This is a genomic window from Glutamicibacter protophormiae (assembly GCF_016894325.1).
Classification (GTDB): Bacteria; Actinomycetota; Actinomycetes; order Actinomycetales; family Micrococcaceae; genus Glutamicibacter; species Glutamicibacter protophormiae.
Genome location: NZ_CP069806.1, coordinates 2,499,696 through 2,513,324, shown reverse-complemented (window position 1 = coordinate 2,513,324; position 13,629 = coordinate 2,499,696). Strand labels below are relative to the sequence as shown.

The 13,629-nt window shown below is 67.4% G+C and carries 15 protein-coding genes; 9 read left to right on the top strand and 6 right to left on the bottom strand.

Annotation, left to right across the window (positions count from 1 at the left end; all coding sequences use genetic code 11):
• Positions 1-32 precede the first annotated feature (32 nt).
• On the bottom strand, positions 33-728 hold the full coding sequence (locus JQN66_RS11705; protein WP_188948865.1) for an RcpC/CpaB family pilus assembly protein: 696 nt from the start codon (positions 726-728) through the stop codon (positions 33-35).
• 76 nt (positions 729-804) lie between these two features.
• Positions 805-1,461 (bottom strand): 5-formyltetrahydrofolate cyclo-ligase, encoded by a 657-nt coding sequence (locus JQN66_RS11700; RefSeq protein WP_204675158.1) that lies wholly within the window; start codon positions 1,459-1,461, stop codon positions 805-807.
• A 93-nt stretch (positions 1,462-1,554) separates the two neighbouring features.
• On the opposite strand from JQN66_RS11700, the gene JQN66_RS11695 reads away from it, so the two are divergent.
• Positions 1,555-2,172, top strand: coding sequence for a GNAT family N-acetyltransferase (locus JQN66_RS11695; protein ID WP_204675156.1), 618 nt, complete (start codon positions 1,555-1,557; stop codon positions 2,170-2,172).
• A 183-nt stretch (positions 2,173-2,355) separates the two neighbouring features.
• The gene (locus JQN66_RS11690) at positions 2,356-3,213 is read left to right on the top strand and encodes a hypothetical protein (protein ID WP_204675154.1); all 858 of its coding nucleotides are present in this window, start codon (positions 2,356-2,358) and stop codon (positions 3,211-3,213) included.
• A 119-nt stretch (positions 3,214-3,332) separates the two neighbouring features.
• Here JQN66_RS11690 and JQN66_RS11685 read toward each other — a convergent pair whose 3' ends face one another.
• On the bottom strand, positions 3,333-3,839 hold the full coding sequence (locus tag JQN66_RS11685; RefSeq protein ID WP_188948861.1) for an Lrp/AsnC family transcriptional regulator: 507 nt from the start codon (positions 3,837-3,839) through the stop codon (positions 3,333-3,335).
• A gap of 125 nt (positions 3,840-3,964) precedes the next feature.
• Between JQN66_RS11685 and JQN66_RS11680 the strand changes: the two genes are divergently transcribed.
• The 4 genes from JQN66_RS11680 (at position 3,965) to JQN66_RS11665 (ending at position 7,768) form a co-directional block, all read left to right on the top strand.
• Entirely contained in the window at positions 3,965-4,444 is a 480-nt protein-coding gene (locus JQN66_RS11680) for an NUDIX hydrolase (RefSeq protein ID WP_204675152.1), read from the top strand.
• A 33-nt stretch (positions 4,445-4,477) separates the two neighbouring features.
• Positions 4,478-5,395, top strand: a complete 918-nt coding sequence (locus JQN66_RS11675) for a hypothetical protein (RefSeq protein ID WP_204675150.1) — start codon at positions 4,478-4,480, stop codon at positions 5,393-5,395.
• 89 nt (positions 5,396-5,484) lie between these two features.
• Positions 5,485-6,705 carry a pyridoxal phosphate-dependent aminotransferase gene (locus JQN66_RS11670; protein WP_188948858.1) on the top strand — a complete coding sequence of 407 codons (1,221 nt, stop codon included), beginning with the start codon at positions 5,485-5,487 and terminating at the stop codon, positions 6,703-6,705.
• Between the two features lie 199 nt (positions 6,706-6,904).
• Positions 6,905-7,768, top strand: coding sequence for a PPK2 family polyphosphate kinase (locus JQN66_RS11665; RefSeq protein WP_204675148.1), 864 nt, complete (start codon positions 6,905-6,907; stop codon positions 7,766-7,768).
• A gap of 229 nt (positions 7,769-7,997) precedes the next feature.
• Here JQN66_RS11665 and JQN66_RS11660 read toward each other — a convergent pair whose 3' ends face one another.
• The 3 genes from JQN66_RS11660 to xseA all read right to left on the bottom strand — a co-directional run bounded on the left by JQN66_RS11660 (position 7,998) and on the right by xseA (position 10,091).
• Entirely contained in the window at positions 7,998-8,417 is a 420-nt protein-coding gene (locus tag JQN66_RS11660; RefSeq protein ID WP_204675146.1) for a MepB family protein, read from the bottom strand.
• A gap of 152 nt (positions 8,418-8,569) precedes the next feature.
• Positions 8,570-8,800 carry an exodeoxyribonuclease VII small subunit gene (locus JQN66_RS11655; protein WP_188948856.1) on the bottom strand — a complete coding sequence of 77 codons (231 nt, stop codon included), beginning with the start codon at positions 8,798-8,800 and terminating at the stop codon, positions 8,570-8,572.
• Between the two features lie 16 nt (positions 8,801-8,816).
• Entirely contained in the window at positions 8,817-10,091 is a 1,275-nt protein-coding gene (xseA, locus tag JQN66_RS11650) for an exodeoxyribonuclease VII large subunit (protein WP_204675144.1), read from the bottom strand.
• A 208-nt stretch (positions 10,092-10,299) separates the two neighbouring features.
• Between xseA and JQN66_RS11645 the strand changes: the two genes are divergently transcribed.
• The 3 genes from JQN66_RS11645 to JQN66_RS11635 all read left to right on the top strand — a co-directional run bounded on the left by JQN66_RS11645 (position 10,300) and on the right by JQN66_RS11635 (position 13,416).
• Entirely contained in the window at positions 10,300-11,397 is a 1,098-nt protein-coding gene (locus JQN66_RS11645; RefSeq protein WP_204675143.1) for a 4-hydroxy-3-methylbut-2-enyl diphosphate reductase, read from the top strand.
• Between the two features lie 69 nt (positions 11,398-11,466).
• Positions 11,467-12,552 (top strand): redox-regulated ATPase YchF, encoded by a 1,086-nt coding sequence (gene ychF / locus JQN66_RS11640; protein WP_204675141.1) that lies wholly within the window; start codon positions 11,467-11,469, stop codon positions 12,550-12,552.
• A gap of 135 nt (positions 12,553-12,687) precedes the next feature.
• The gene (locus JQN66_RS11635) at positions 12,688-13,416 is read left to right on the top strand and encodes a response regulator (protein WP_183043084.1); all 729 of its coding nucleotides are present in this window, start codon (positions 12,688-12,690) and stop codon (positions 13,414-13,416) included.
• Positions 13,417-13,629 lie beyond the last annotated feature (213 nt).

The window sequence follows — 13,629 nt, the reverse complement described above, 5'->3', positions numbered from 1 at the left end:
CGGCGGGCTTTGTGCTGCCCGCGCGCGGCAGGCTAGTTGACCAGCACCGCGGAGACCTTGCCGCGGGAGACCGCGCCGGCCAGGTCGTCGGACAGGCTGGCCGCAGCGGCCACCACGATGATGCCCTCGCCGGGGGACGGCCCTCCGGAGAGCATGCCGAACTCGCCGCGCTCGGCCACCGGAACCCACAGCACCGCCACGCCCCGGGCGATGGTTTCCGAACGGATCTGCTGCTCGAACCCGTCGCCGGTGGTGAGCACGATGTCCACCAGCTGTCCCGGATTCAGCAGGCCGACGGCGGCCGGATCGCTCAGCCGGAGGGGGACCGCGACGGTGCCCGGGGCGCTGCCTGCCAGCAGCTGCGGGCCGACCAGCAGGTAGCTGCGCAGGGCGGTGCCCGCGGGGACCGCGATGGCCAGCCGCTGGCCCACCAGTTCCTGTGGGTCCGTCAGCAGCCGGTGGTCCTCCGGGTCCGCCGGGATCCGCTGCAGCTGCACGTCGGCGGGGGAGATGACGGCCCCGGCGGCCAGGTCGGTAGCCGCCACCACGACTTCGCGCTGGGCCAGCTGCCCGGAGGAGAGCACGTTCAGGGCGGCCGCGGCGGCCAGCAGCAGGAAGGCGACGGCCAGCGGGCGCCGGTAGCGGCGCAGCGCCTCGTTGCGGGTGCGCACCGGGCGGACCCGGGGCCGGGGGATCGCCGGGGCGCGGCGCGCGGATGGGTGCTTCATGCATCCAGTGCACACCCGGGGCGGCGCGTGGTACCGCGCGGCCGGGCGGATTGGGGAAAAGCGCTCGGGGGAAGCGCTAGTCCAGGAAGTGGCGGGTGCCCCCGGGGGTGATCACCAGGTCCACGGGCATGTCGTGCGGTGCGACGGAGAAGGTCCCGGAGGCCACGAGCTCCTCGTCGTACACCAGCGCGGCCACCTGCACCGGGAACTGCTCCAGCCGCGGCAGGAAGCGGTCGTAGTAGCCGCCGCCCTGGCCCAGCCGCAGCCCGTCGGCGTCGATCGCCAGCGCCGGGATGAACAAGGTGGCGACCTCATCGAACAATTCCAGGCCCCTGCGCGGGCCTACCGGCTCCATGACCGGGGCGCGCGGGCTGCGCACCAGCTCGACGCCCGGGACCCAGCGCACCCAGGACAGCTGGTATTCCGGTTCGCACACCGGCACGTAGACCTGGATTCCGTCGGCGGCCAGCGCGGCCAGCAGCGGTTCGGTGTCCGGCTCGTCCGGGGCGGAGCAGTAGGCGGCCACGGTGCGCACCACCGGGGCGAGGTCGGCAAGGTAGCGGCGCACCGCCTCGGAGATGGCCGCCGAGCGCTGCGCCCGGACCTCGTCCGGCAGTGCACGCCGCGCCGTGCGGATCGCGGTGCGCAGGGCCTTTTTCGACTCGGCAAAGGCGCCGGGGCGCGCGGCGGCGGAATCGGCCGGCACGGAGGACGGTGAGCTTTGTGCATCCATGGCACCCACTGTACTCACTGCGCCGCCCGCGCCGGGGCGTGTATGACGCGCAGCGGCCGCGTCCGGGGCCGTGCGGCGGATACCATTAAAGCCATGAAAGGCTTTTGGCGCGGCAGGGTCGCGGTTCCGGATCTGGTCTCGCAGCGTTTGGTGCTGCGCCAGCTGAAACTGTCCGACGCCGCCGAGTGGTCCGCGCTGCGCTACGCGAATGCGAAGTGGCTCAAGCCCTGGGACCCCACCAACCCCGCGGGTCCGCCCGAGGTGCTGACCTACCGGGACATGATCGGGCTGAAGCACGCCGCCGCGCGGGAAGGCACCGGCTACGCCTGGGTGCTCACGCTGCCGCAGCTGCACAGCGCGAACCCGCCGATCATCGGGCAGGTTTCGGTCAGCGGGGTGCAGTGGGGCGCGGCGCGCACCGCGTCCATCGGCTACTGGATCGACCAGTCCCATGCCGGGTACGGGCTGATGCCGGAGGCCTGCGCGCTGGTCGTCGACCACTGCTTCGGCGCGCTGGGCCTGCACCGGCTGGAAATCAACATCCGCCCGGAGAACACGGCGAGCCTGCGGGTGGTGGACAAGCTGAAGTTCCGCGACGAGGGGCTGCGCCGCGGCTACCTGCACATCGACGGGCAGTGGCGCGACCACCGCACCTTCGCGCTGAACCGCGAGGAGCTGGCGGCGCCGATGATCGAACGCATCTACGAATAAAGCCGCCAAATCCGGCCCGAAGCCGTCAATGCGCTTCTGAGGTGGCACATCGTGCACGAAAACTTTGCAACACGCCTGCGCAAGTGCGGGTGACCGGTTCATCGGTTGCATAGTGTTGACTCGAGAAGCCGTATCCGGTTTCCCGCAGAATTTGACCGAACCTATCGGTGATGGAGGAACCACATGGCCGGCACGTCACAGAGCGCTTCGCAGGCGAAGGCTGTCTCTGAATTCAGGATTCGCGTGCGCTATGGCCGGTTGTCCCTCGCCCTGGTGGGTTTGCTGGCCGTCGTGGCCACCCTCGTCGGCCTGGTTCTCGCACCGTTCACCGCGCTGACCTTCGGCTGGGTCGGGATCTTCTTCCTGGCCGGGCTGGGCTCCTTCGCGTCGCTGCGCATGCTTGCAGTGCGCGACCGCAACCGCAAGCTGCTGGCCACCTTGGAGGCCACCCGCGAGCGCGCAATGCAGACCCCTGCGATCCAGGACGGCGCCGCCCCGGTGCTGGTCCGCAAGCAGGGCGACGAGGAGGTCTTCGACGCCCGTCCGGGTTCCGCCCGCCGCGCCCCGGCGATCACGGCCGACGAGCTGCGCGCCGAGGCGCTGCGCGTGGCGCATGGCTTCGGCGGCGTGAAGCAGCCGGACACCTGGGAGCCGACCAACGTGCCGCGCCCCACCTACGTCCAGGTGCGCGAGGCCACCCACCGCGAAATCGCCGCCCGCGTGGCCCCGGAACCGCTGCCGGTCTCCGAGCCGCTGCGTCCGAGCAAGCAGATCAGCCTCAAGGCCTCCGAGGATGCCAAGCGCATCGCCTCGGAAGTCTCCGCCGAGGACCAGGCCGCCGTGGCCAGTGTTCCGGCCAAGCTGGCCCCTGCGGCGAAGGACGCCGCGATCCAGCCGCCGGCCGCCGCCGCACCATCTGCCGCCGAGGCCGCCGGCGCGGACACCGCCGCGCCGCGCACCGAGGCTCCGGCCCCGGACAAGTCGGCTTCGGCCAAGGCCCGCCTGAACCTGGATGCGGTCATGCAGCGCCGCCGCGCCTAGCGCCGCCAGCCAACAGAAAAAACCTGCGTTCCCCTTCAGGGGCGCAGGTTTTTTGCCGTGCGGGGGAGTTTGCGCCACGGCGCCGCCCCGGGAGCCCGAAGGCCCCCGGACATCAGTGCCTAGAGGCTGCTTTCCCCGGAAGGCAGCGGGCCGCGGTGGCCCAGGTGGTGCGCGAAGACCAGCGTGGTTTCGGTATGCCCCACGGACTCGTCGGTGGCCAGGTTATCCAGCACCCAGTCGCGCAGCGCCTCCGTGGAGCTGACCGCGATATGCAGCAGGTAGTCCGTGCCGCCGGAGACGTGGAACATGGACAGCACCTCGGGCAGCTGCGGGATGCGGTCGACGAAGGTGTCGATCTTCTCGCGGTCGTGGACCCGAAGCTTCACGGAGATCAGCGCCTGCACGGTGCGGCCCACGCTGCGCAGCGACACCTCGGCGTGGTAGCCGGTCAGGATGCCGCGCTCCACCAGCGAGCGGGTGCGCAGCAGCGCCGTCGACGGGGCGATGCCCGCACGCTGGGCCAGCGTCGCATTGGAGATGCGCGCATTGGCGACCAGCTCGTCGATGATGATTCGATCAATTTCGTCGAGATCGGTACCGTAGGTCTGCTCTGATTGCGATGACATAAGAATATTTCACCATACTTGGGCTGAATCGAGCACTGCTTCGATGCGCAAGGCGCGTGCCGTGCTGCCGCCGGGGTGCGGCGCAGCTGCCCGGAACGGCCGGCGCCGACGGATATATTAGTCTCATGACACGAGCATCCGAGCAGACCGGAGAACTGTACGACACCCGCCTGGCCGCCTACGCGCTGGTGGAGAACGCGGGCAAGGTGCTGCTGGCCCTCTGGGACATGCGCCACCGCGATCCGCGGTTCATCCCGCGCTGGACGCTGCCCGGCGGCGGCATCGATCTGGGCGAGCAGACCTCGGACGGGGTGGTGCGCGAGGTCTTCGAGGAAACCGGCTACCACGTGGACCACCTGGCGCTGCTGGATGTCACCACCGGCATCATCCCCGGTGCCAAGCGCTACTCGGGAGGCGGCCATCCCATGCAGACCGTCGCTGTCACCTATACCGCGCAGCTGGCCGGCGGGGAGCTGCGCGCCGAGCAGAACGGCTCCACCAGCCAGGCCGCCTGGTTCACCCGCGAGGAAATCCGCCAGCTGAACAGGATCGAAAGGGTGGATGTGATGCTGCGGATGACCGATCCCGGCGCGCGCAACCACTGATCCGCCCCGCGCTGGCCTAAAATCGGTAGGGACATGAAGTTCCCACACACCACCCCCGCCCGCACGCTGGCCCTGGCCGCCTGCGTACTGGCCCTGCCGCTGGCCGGCTGCACGAACCCGCCGCAGGACGCCGGAACCGAGCCCAGCCGGGACGTCGCGCTGCGCATCGCCCCTGCCGCGGATCCCACCGGGCAGGCGCTGGCGCACGTCTACGGCGACGCCCTGGAGAAGCTGGGCTACACCATCAGCTTCGCCAAGCCCTCGCAGGATCCCTACCGCCAGGTGGCCGACGGCGCCGCGGACATCGCGATCGACACCGCCCCGGCGGCCATCGGACTGCTGCCGGCGGACCTGGACCCGCGCGGCGAGGACCAGCGGCTGTCCGGCGACGAGGCCAAGGCGCTCGTGGGACTGGTCAACGACGCCGAGCTCGGGTTCACCGCGCTGCCGCTGTCCGAGGGCGATGCCGACGCCGTCATGGTGCTTTCCGGCGCCGAGGCGATCGAATACTCCATCGACTCGGTCGCCTCGCTGGCCGCCGCCTGCAGCGAACTGGCCTTCGTCTCCGCCGCCGCGTCGACCGCCGGGCTGGACAGCGCGCTGGCGGGTGCCGGTTGCGCCGACCCGGTGTTCCGCACCGTCGACGCCGCCAAGCTGCACGATGAGCTGCGCGCCTCGGTGGGCCGCGTGGTCGTGCTGGAGCGGCAGGACGCGGTGATCGGCGACGAGGGGTTCTCCATGGTCGACGGTAGCTCGGAGCTGTTCGACGCCGCCCCCTACCTGGCGCTGGCCGGCGACGCGGTGGACCGGGACGCTGCCGACGGCCTGAACCAGGTGACCCGCCAGATGAACCAGCAGGCGCTGATCGGTCTGAACAGGATGGTCTCCGGCCCCGATGCGATGGCGCCGGAAGACGCCGCGCAGCGCTGGCGCTGGATCATCGACAACTAGCAGCCCGTCACCCGGCCGACGACGTCGGCCGAGTGCAACGGTTGAGTAACAAGGCGCGCCGCGCGCGCCTGACGTGAGAAAGTGTACCCATGGCCGAATTCAAACAATCGACGAAACTGCACAACGTCCTCTACGACATCCGCGGGCCGCTGCTGGAGCACGCCACCCGCATGGAGGCCGAGGGCCACCGCATCCTGAAGCTGAACATCGGCAATCCCGCGCCGTTTGGCTTCGAGGCGCCCGACGCGGTGCTCGTCGACATGATTCGCAACCTGCCCAACGCCCAGGGCTACTCCGACTCGCGCGGCATCCTCTCCGCCCGCACCGCGGTCTCGCAGTACTACCAGACCCGCGGCATCCAGACCATCGGCGTGGACGACGTCTACCTGGGCAACGGCGTCTCCGAGCTGATCACCCTGAGCCTGAACGCGCTGCTGAACAACGGCGACGAGGTGCTGATCCCGGCTCCCGACTACCCGCTGTGGACCGCGTCGGTCTCGCTGGCCGGCGGCACCCCGGTGCACTACCTCAACGTGGAGGAAGAGGGCTGGCTTCCGGACCTGGAGGATATGGAAGCGAAGATCACCGACCGCACCAAGGGCATCGTGATCATCAACCCGAACAACCCCACCGGCGCGGTCTACCCCAAGGAGACCCTGGAGGGGATCCTGGAGCTGGCCCGCAAGCACGATCTGATCGTCTTCTCCGACGAGATCTACGAGAAGATCCTGTACGACGACGCCGAGCACATCAACACCGCCGGCCTGGCCGACGACGTGCTGGTCATCACCTTCTCCGGGCTGTCCAAGGCCTACCGGGTCTGCGGCTTCCGCGCCGGCTGGATGGCCATCTCCGGCCCGCGCCACCTGGCCGCGGACTACATCGAGGGCATCAACCTGCTGACCAACATGCGCCTGTGCGCCAACGTGCCGGCGCAGCATGCGATCCAGACTGCGCTGGGGGGCTACCAGTCGATCAACGACCTGATCCTGCCCGGCGGTCGCCTGCTGGAGCAGCGCGACGCGGCCTACAACCTGCTCACCGCCATCCCGGGTGTGAGCGTGCAGAAGGCCAGGGGAGCGCTGTACATGTTCCCGAAGCTGGATCCCGAGGTCTACCCGATCCACGACGACGAGAAGTTCGCCCTGGAGCTGCTCAAGGCGCAGAAGATCCTGATCTCCCAGGGCACCGCGTTCAACTGGGTGCGCCCGGACCACTTCCGCCTGGTCACGCTGCCCAACGTGCGCGATCTGACCGACGCGGTCGGCCGCATCGGCACCTTCCTTGAGGACTGGCGCGCCCGCGCCTAGCTCCTGCAGTACCTTTGAGCACCACCCCGTCGAGCTGGAATCCAGCCCAGCGGGGTGGTGTTTCTCGTTGCACAGTCTTGAGCGCAGCAGGGCGGGGATTGAACATCATTACGCGACCGAATGTGTCCGCACGGACTACTGCGCCATGGCTCGAAGCCGGTAGGCTGGCACCAAATACGTGCGGGACAAGGGAGAAACGATGACCGCCTACCCGGAAAACCTGATCAGCGCGCTGCGCGCCGAGCCCGGCCTGGATCTGTCCCTGCGCGCGACGGGAGACCCGGACTGGTGGCCGGCGGATGCGCCGCAGGACAAGAAGGAAGCCGCTCTGCGGATGAAGGAGCTGGGCGAGGAGCTGTCCTCGCTGCAGGAACGGCTCTTCGCCTCCGCGCTGCAGCAGGAGGCCGAGGACTCGGTGCTGCTGATCCTGCAGGGCATGGACACCTCCGGCAAGGGCGGAATCGTACGCCACGTGGTGGGCCTGCTGGACCCGCAGGGTGTTGACCACTACGCGTTCAAGGCTCCGACCCCGGAGGAACTGGCGCACGACTTCCTGTGGCGTGTCGAGAAGCGGCTGCCGCGGCGCGGCATCATCGGCGTTTTCGACCGTTCGCACTACGAGGACGTGCTGATCCACCGGGTGCAGCGGCTGAGCACCGCCGAGCAGGTGGAGAAGCGCTACGCGAAGATCACCGCGTTCGAGAAGCGGCTGGGGGAGCTGCACATCCACCCGATCAAGGTGATGCTGCACATCAGCCGCGACGAACAGTATCAGCGCCTCTCCGAGCGGCTCGAACGTCCGGACAAGTTCTGGAAGTACGCGGCCAGCGACGTGGAGGACCGGCTGCGCTGGGACGACTACCAGCAGGCCTACCAAGTCGCGATCAACCGCACCGACAGCGCCGCGGCCCCGTGGTTCGTCATCCCGGCGGACCAGAAGTGGCGCGCCCGGCTGTGCGTCGCCGAGCTGCTGCTGCAGGCGTTGCGGCGCATCGACCCGCAGTGGCCGCCGGCGAAATTCGACGTTGCCGCGGAAAAGGCCCGGCTTGACGCGACACGCTAGTCGAGCTTCTTATGGTGTCCCCGGAGTCCGCTTCCTCCGCGTTGCGCAGCCAAGGGGAGATTTCCTGTCTGGCGCGGACGGATGGATGTCCCGTTTTGAACCGATGTGGGCGATGGCCTGACTGGGGAGCGCGGAGGAAGGAAGCGATGCGGACAGTCGGGTTCGTCGGCAACTACGGTTCTGCTTGGGGATCGCTGAAGCCCTGAGCCGGTCAGCTGGGTCGGCCAATTCAGAATTCTTCGAATGCGGGTGATTGAGCCCGTTGTGCGGCTGTTGCCTGGGTATTCAAGTCCTTGCACCAGCTGGGGTAGACCCGGAACCCGCGTTTGCCGGGCCTTCTGCCGGAGGTGATTCCCAGCTCGGCCAGATGCGCGCGGGCAAAACGAAAGACACCACGTCGGCCTTGCTGCTCCACGAAGACGAGCAGGCCTGCGGCCGTATCCTCATCGCTGAACGGTATGGTCGTTCCGTCGATTCCCCGGCGCCAGAATGCCACGAAAGCGCCAGGCTTCGTCGGAGTATTGCGTGCCGTACGAATATGCCATGTTTCGCCGTCGATCTGGGCGAGGCCGGACTCGTAGTCGCTGTTCTGCGCTTCGGGGGCCACGGCAACGGGCTCCGCCAAAGAGGCTGCATAGGCCTCAAACATTTTGAACTGCACCCACCCAAGGTACCCCAGTGCAAGGTCGGCGCTGCTGATCGGTAACGGCGACGCGCCCCGGAAGCCGACATCGCCAGCCAGCCGGAGCGCTCCATGTCGTGCAGCACCAAGAATCCCTTGGTTCCGACCTGGCCGCAGGATTAGTCCTCGGAGTTCTCCAGGTGGCGGGCGCGGGCGGCTTCAAGGCGCTGCGAGACGCCGTTGAGCCAGTTCTCGCAGTGGGCGGCCAGCGCTTCGCCGCGCTCCCACAGGGCCAGCGATGCTTCCAGCGGCGCGCCGCCGGTCTCCAGCTGGTTGACGACGGCAACCAGCTCGTCGCGGGCCTGCTCGTAGGACAGCGCTGCGATCTCGGCCGGAATCTGTTCATTCATGGGTCGGTGCTCCAAACTAGTTGGCTGCCGGGGCAGCGGGGAAGATGTCCTGGACGGTGGCGGTGAGCTGGCCTGCGGCGACCCTGATGCGCAGCAGGTCCTGCGGGTTGGCGGTGGCGGCGTCGCGCAGCACGCTGCCGTCGGCCCGTTGGGTGACCGAGTAGCCCCGGTCAAGGGTCTGCTGGGGCGACAGTGCGCGCACCTGGGCGCGCAGGTGGGTGACTTCGTCCTGGGCGCGCTGCACGCGGTGGCCCATCAGCGCGGTGGAACGCTGCACCCAGCGCTGCAGGTCCTCGGCCCGGGAATCCACCATGACCTGCGGGTTGGCCAGCACCGGGCGGGCACGCAGCGAGGAGACCAGCAGCTTCTCGCGCTGCAGCATGGTGTCGATGGACCGCTGCAGGCGCTGGCGTGCGGCATCCAGCCCGGCGAACTCCTCATTCAGGTCCGGCACGATGCGCTTGGCCGCGTCGGTGGGGGTGGAGGCGCGCAGGTCGGCGACGTCGTCGAGGATCGGGCGGTCGGCCTCGTGGCCGATGGCAGAGACCACCGGGGTGCTCGCCGCGGCCACGGCGCGAACCAGGTCCTCGTTGGAGAACGGCAGCAGGTCCTCCAGTGCGCCGCCGCCGCGGGCGATCACGATGACCTCGACCTGAGGGTCCGCATCCAGCTTCTGCAACGCGGCGATGACCTGCGGGACCGCGTCCACCCCCTGCACGGCGGTGTTGATGATGGAGAACTGCACGGCGGGCCAGCGCAGCGTCGCGTTGCGCACCACGTCCTTCTCCGCGTCCGAGTCGCGCCCGGTGATCAGCCCGATGCGTCCGGGCAGCACCGGCAGCCGGCGCTTGCGCGAGGGGTCGAACAGGCCTTCGGCGCCAAGCGCCTGGCGCAGCCGTTCCAGGCGCAGCAGCAGTTCGCCCAGGCCCACGGGGCGCAGGTCGGTGGCGTTCAGCGACAGCCGGCCCGTCTTGGCGTAGAAGCTGGGCTTGACCCGGGCGACCACGCGCGAGCCCACGGTGGGAGTGGTTTCCAGCTGGCGCATGACCGAGGACCAGATGGTCACGGAGAACGAGTTGTCCACGTCTACGTCGCGCAGCGTCAGGTAGGCGTGGCCGTTGCGCACGTTCGCCTCCAGCAGCTGCCCCTCCACCCAGGTGTAGGGGGAGTTCTCGATGTGGATCTTCATCTTTTCCGACAGCACCCGCAGCGGCCAGGGGTTCTCCGGGCTCGTCTGCGCAGCGGTGGCGGGCACGCCGGTCGGCGCGCCGGATGACGGCGGTGACTGCATCTGCTCACGGCTCCTTTGGCTGTTCTTGCGCACCTGTGGCGCGCAATCGACGCTACACCACCGGTGCGACATCTGCGCGGATTTGCCCCGGCCGACGGCCGCGCACGGACCGCCAAATCACCGGCAGAGGCGGAACTCACAGGCCCGTCGGGGTGGTTCGGCTCATATGAGCATGCGCTAACTTGCGCCCACTTCGTAGACTAGGGGTATGGCTACTTCCACTTCTGTCCCGGTATCCCTGCCGGTCCCCCGTATTCCGCGCACCCGCCGCCCTGTGCAGGAGATCCTGGCGGCTTCCCCGCTGGTGACCGAACGCAAGGTGCTGCTGGCCGCTCCGCGCGGCTACTGCGCCGGCGTGGACCGCGCGGTGGTGGCGGTGGAGAAGGCGCTGGAGCACTACGGCCCGCCGGTCTACGTGCGCAAGCAGATCGTGCACAACGTCCACGTGGTCTCCGAGCTGGAGTCCCGCGGGGCGATCTTCGTGGAGGAGAACGAGGAAGTGCCCGAGGGCGCCCTAGTTGTGTTCTCCGCCCACGGCGTCTCCCCGGCCGTGGTGCAGTCCGCCGCGGACCGCGGCCTGCAGACCATCGACGCGACCTGCCCGCTGGTGACCAAGGTGCACCGCGAGGCCGTGCGCTTCGCCAAGAACGACTACGAGATCCTGCTCATCGGCCACGAAGGCCATGAGGAGGTCGAAGGCACCTACGGCGAGGCCCCCGAGGTCACCACCATCGTGAACAACCCGGAAGAGGCTGACACCGTCCAGGTGAAGAACCCGGACAAGCTGATCTGGCTCTCGCAGACCACGCTGAGCGTGGACGAGACCATGGAGATCGTGCGACGTCTGCGCAAGCGCTTCCCGAACCTGCAGGATCCGCCCAGCGACGACATCTGCTATGCGACCACTAACCGCCAGGCGGCCATCAAGAACATCGCCCCGCAGGCGGACCTGGTGATCGTCGTGGGGTCGGCGAACTCCTCGAACTCGGTGCGCCTGGTCGAGGTCGCGCTGGACCACGGCGCCAAGGCCGCCTACCGCGTGGACTTCGCCAACGAGGTCGACGAGACCTGGTTCGAAGGCGTCTCCACCGTGGGCGTGACCTCCGGCGCCTCGGTGCCCGAGGTGCTGGTGCGCGAGGTCGTCGCGCTGCTGGCTGAGTACGGCTTCAACGACGTCGCCGAGGTCACCACCGCGGAAGAAGACATCATCTTCTCGCTGCCCAAGGAGATCCGCAGCAAGCTGAAGGAATCCGGCGACGAGGAGCGCGCCCTGGGCGGACGCGGCCCGCGCCCCGCATCCCGCTAGGCCCAACATATTTCACGCGTCCGCACAGAACTGGGCGCACAATACTAGTAAAAGGTAGAATTTCCTCCCGTGGCTCTTACTATCGGAATCGTCGGACTGCCCAACGTCGGCAAGTCCACCATGTTCAACGCGCTGACCCGTGCCCAGGTACTGGCAGCCAACTACCCGTTCGCGACCATCGAACCCAACGTGGGTGTCGTGCCGCTGCCGGACTCGCGCCTGAAGGTCCTCTCCGGGATCTTCAACTCCGAGCGCATCCTGCCGGCCACGGTGTCCTTCGTGGACATCGCCGGCATCGTGAAGGGCGCTTCGGAGGGTGAAGGCCTGGGCAACAAGTTCCTCGCCACCATCCGCGAGGCCGACGCGATCTGCCAGGTCACCCGCGCGTTCGTCAACGACGACGTGATCCACGTGAACGGCAAGGTCGACCCGGCCTCGGACATCGAGACCATCGCCACCGAGCTGATCCTGGCCGACCTGCAGACCATCGAGAACCAGCTGCCGCGCCTTGAGAAGGAGTTGCGCACCAAGAAGATCGAGAAGTCCTTCCTGGACGCCGTGCTGGCCGCGCAGAAGATCCTCGAAGACGGCCGCACCCTCTACTCGGCAAGCAAGACCGACGGCGTGGACCTCGTCGAGCTCGCGCCGATGCAGCTGATGACCACCAAGCCGTTCATCTACGTGTTCAACACCGATGAGGCAGGCCTGGCCGACACCGAGATGCAGGAGAAGCTCTCCGCGCTCGTGGCTCCGGCCGAGGCGATCTTCCTGGACGCCCAGTTCGAGGCCGAGCTGGCCGAGCTGGAAGAGGACGAAGCCGAAGAGATGATGGAAGACGCCGGCATCGTCGAGTCCGGTCTGGGCAAGCTGGCCCGCGTCGGCTTCGACACCCTTGGCCTGCAGACCTACCTGACCGCCGGTCCGAAGGAAACCCGCGCGTGGACCGTCCGCAAGGGAGCCACCGCTCCTGAGGCGGCCGGCGTGATCCACACCGACTTCCAGCGCGGCTTCATCAAGGCCGAGGTCATCGGCTTCGACGACCTGGTCGCCGCCGGTTCGGTGGCCAATGCGAAGTCCGCCGGCAAGGCCCGCATCGAAGGCAAGGACTACATCATGCAGGACGGCGACGTTGTGGAGTTCCGCTTCAACGTCTAATCGCGTTTCGACAATCAAAGGGGCACAGTGGAAGAGGGTGCATCACTCGCCAGCGCATCTGCTCGGGTCCTGCTCGGGAAATGTGGCCGTGCCCTCGCATTTAGCGCGTCGTGTGTGTGCTTTGTCGGTACTGTCGTGTCTCTCGTTCTGCAGGATTGGTTCTATGCCGGGGTGAACCCCCTGGCGTGCTTCGCACTTGCGATTACTTTCCTCGCGCTGTACGTGTCTCTACGCATCTTTGCGCTTCAGGAAGAGCAAGGAACTCTGCAAGAGAGCCGATATCTCAAGTTGTGGGGGCGCATAGAGAGCACGAGCGAGGATGCGGCGGCAAGCGCGGCTGGCGCGAATCAAGGGGTTGCTCGCTTGATCGAGGTACTCGGGGAAGCGTACAAGTCACGCGCACAAGAGTACCCATCCAACCTGCCAACGAAGATACCCCGGCTCTACAGCGAACTACGTGAAGCTGGTTCTGGACTGGTGTTGTGGGTGGATGATGAACCCGAGTCGGTCGCGTGGGAGCGTGCAGCCTTGTCAGAGGTCGGTATTCGATCAGTGTGTGTAACGACGACCGACGACGCATATCGACTCATAGCCGATAACGACTTCGATGTCATCGTGACTGATATGGGGCGACCTGATAGCAGACGCGCGGGGTATGAACTCCTCGATGGGTTGCGTTCGTGGGGCGATAAGACTCGGGTACTCGTGTATTCGAGTTCTAAGAAACCGGAACACGTCGCTGAGGTTCTCGAGCACGACGGTCAGGGTGCAACAAACGACCCCTGGGAAATCATCGAACTCGTGGCCCTGCAACTGCGATTGGCTAATGAAGAGCGCGTGAATCGTCAGCCTTTAGCGCATTAGCCTCAAAGGTTGGTATCTGGAGTAACGTGGTGGAAATTTCGATTCACCGCATTAGGGACACCCGATCGGCCTCCAAACCGATTGTATGGTCTATGGGCCGATCGGTGTGTGTTTATTGTCTAGCATTAAATCAATCGTGTTGGCCGGATCGTGTGGCGGGGAACCCGCTGGTGCGTTTTGGACGGTAATCGTCGCAGGAAGTACTGCGTTCGC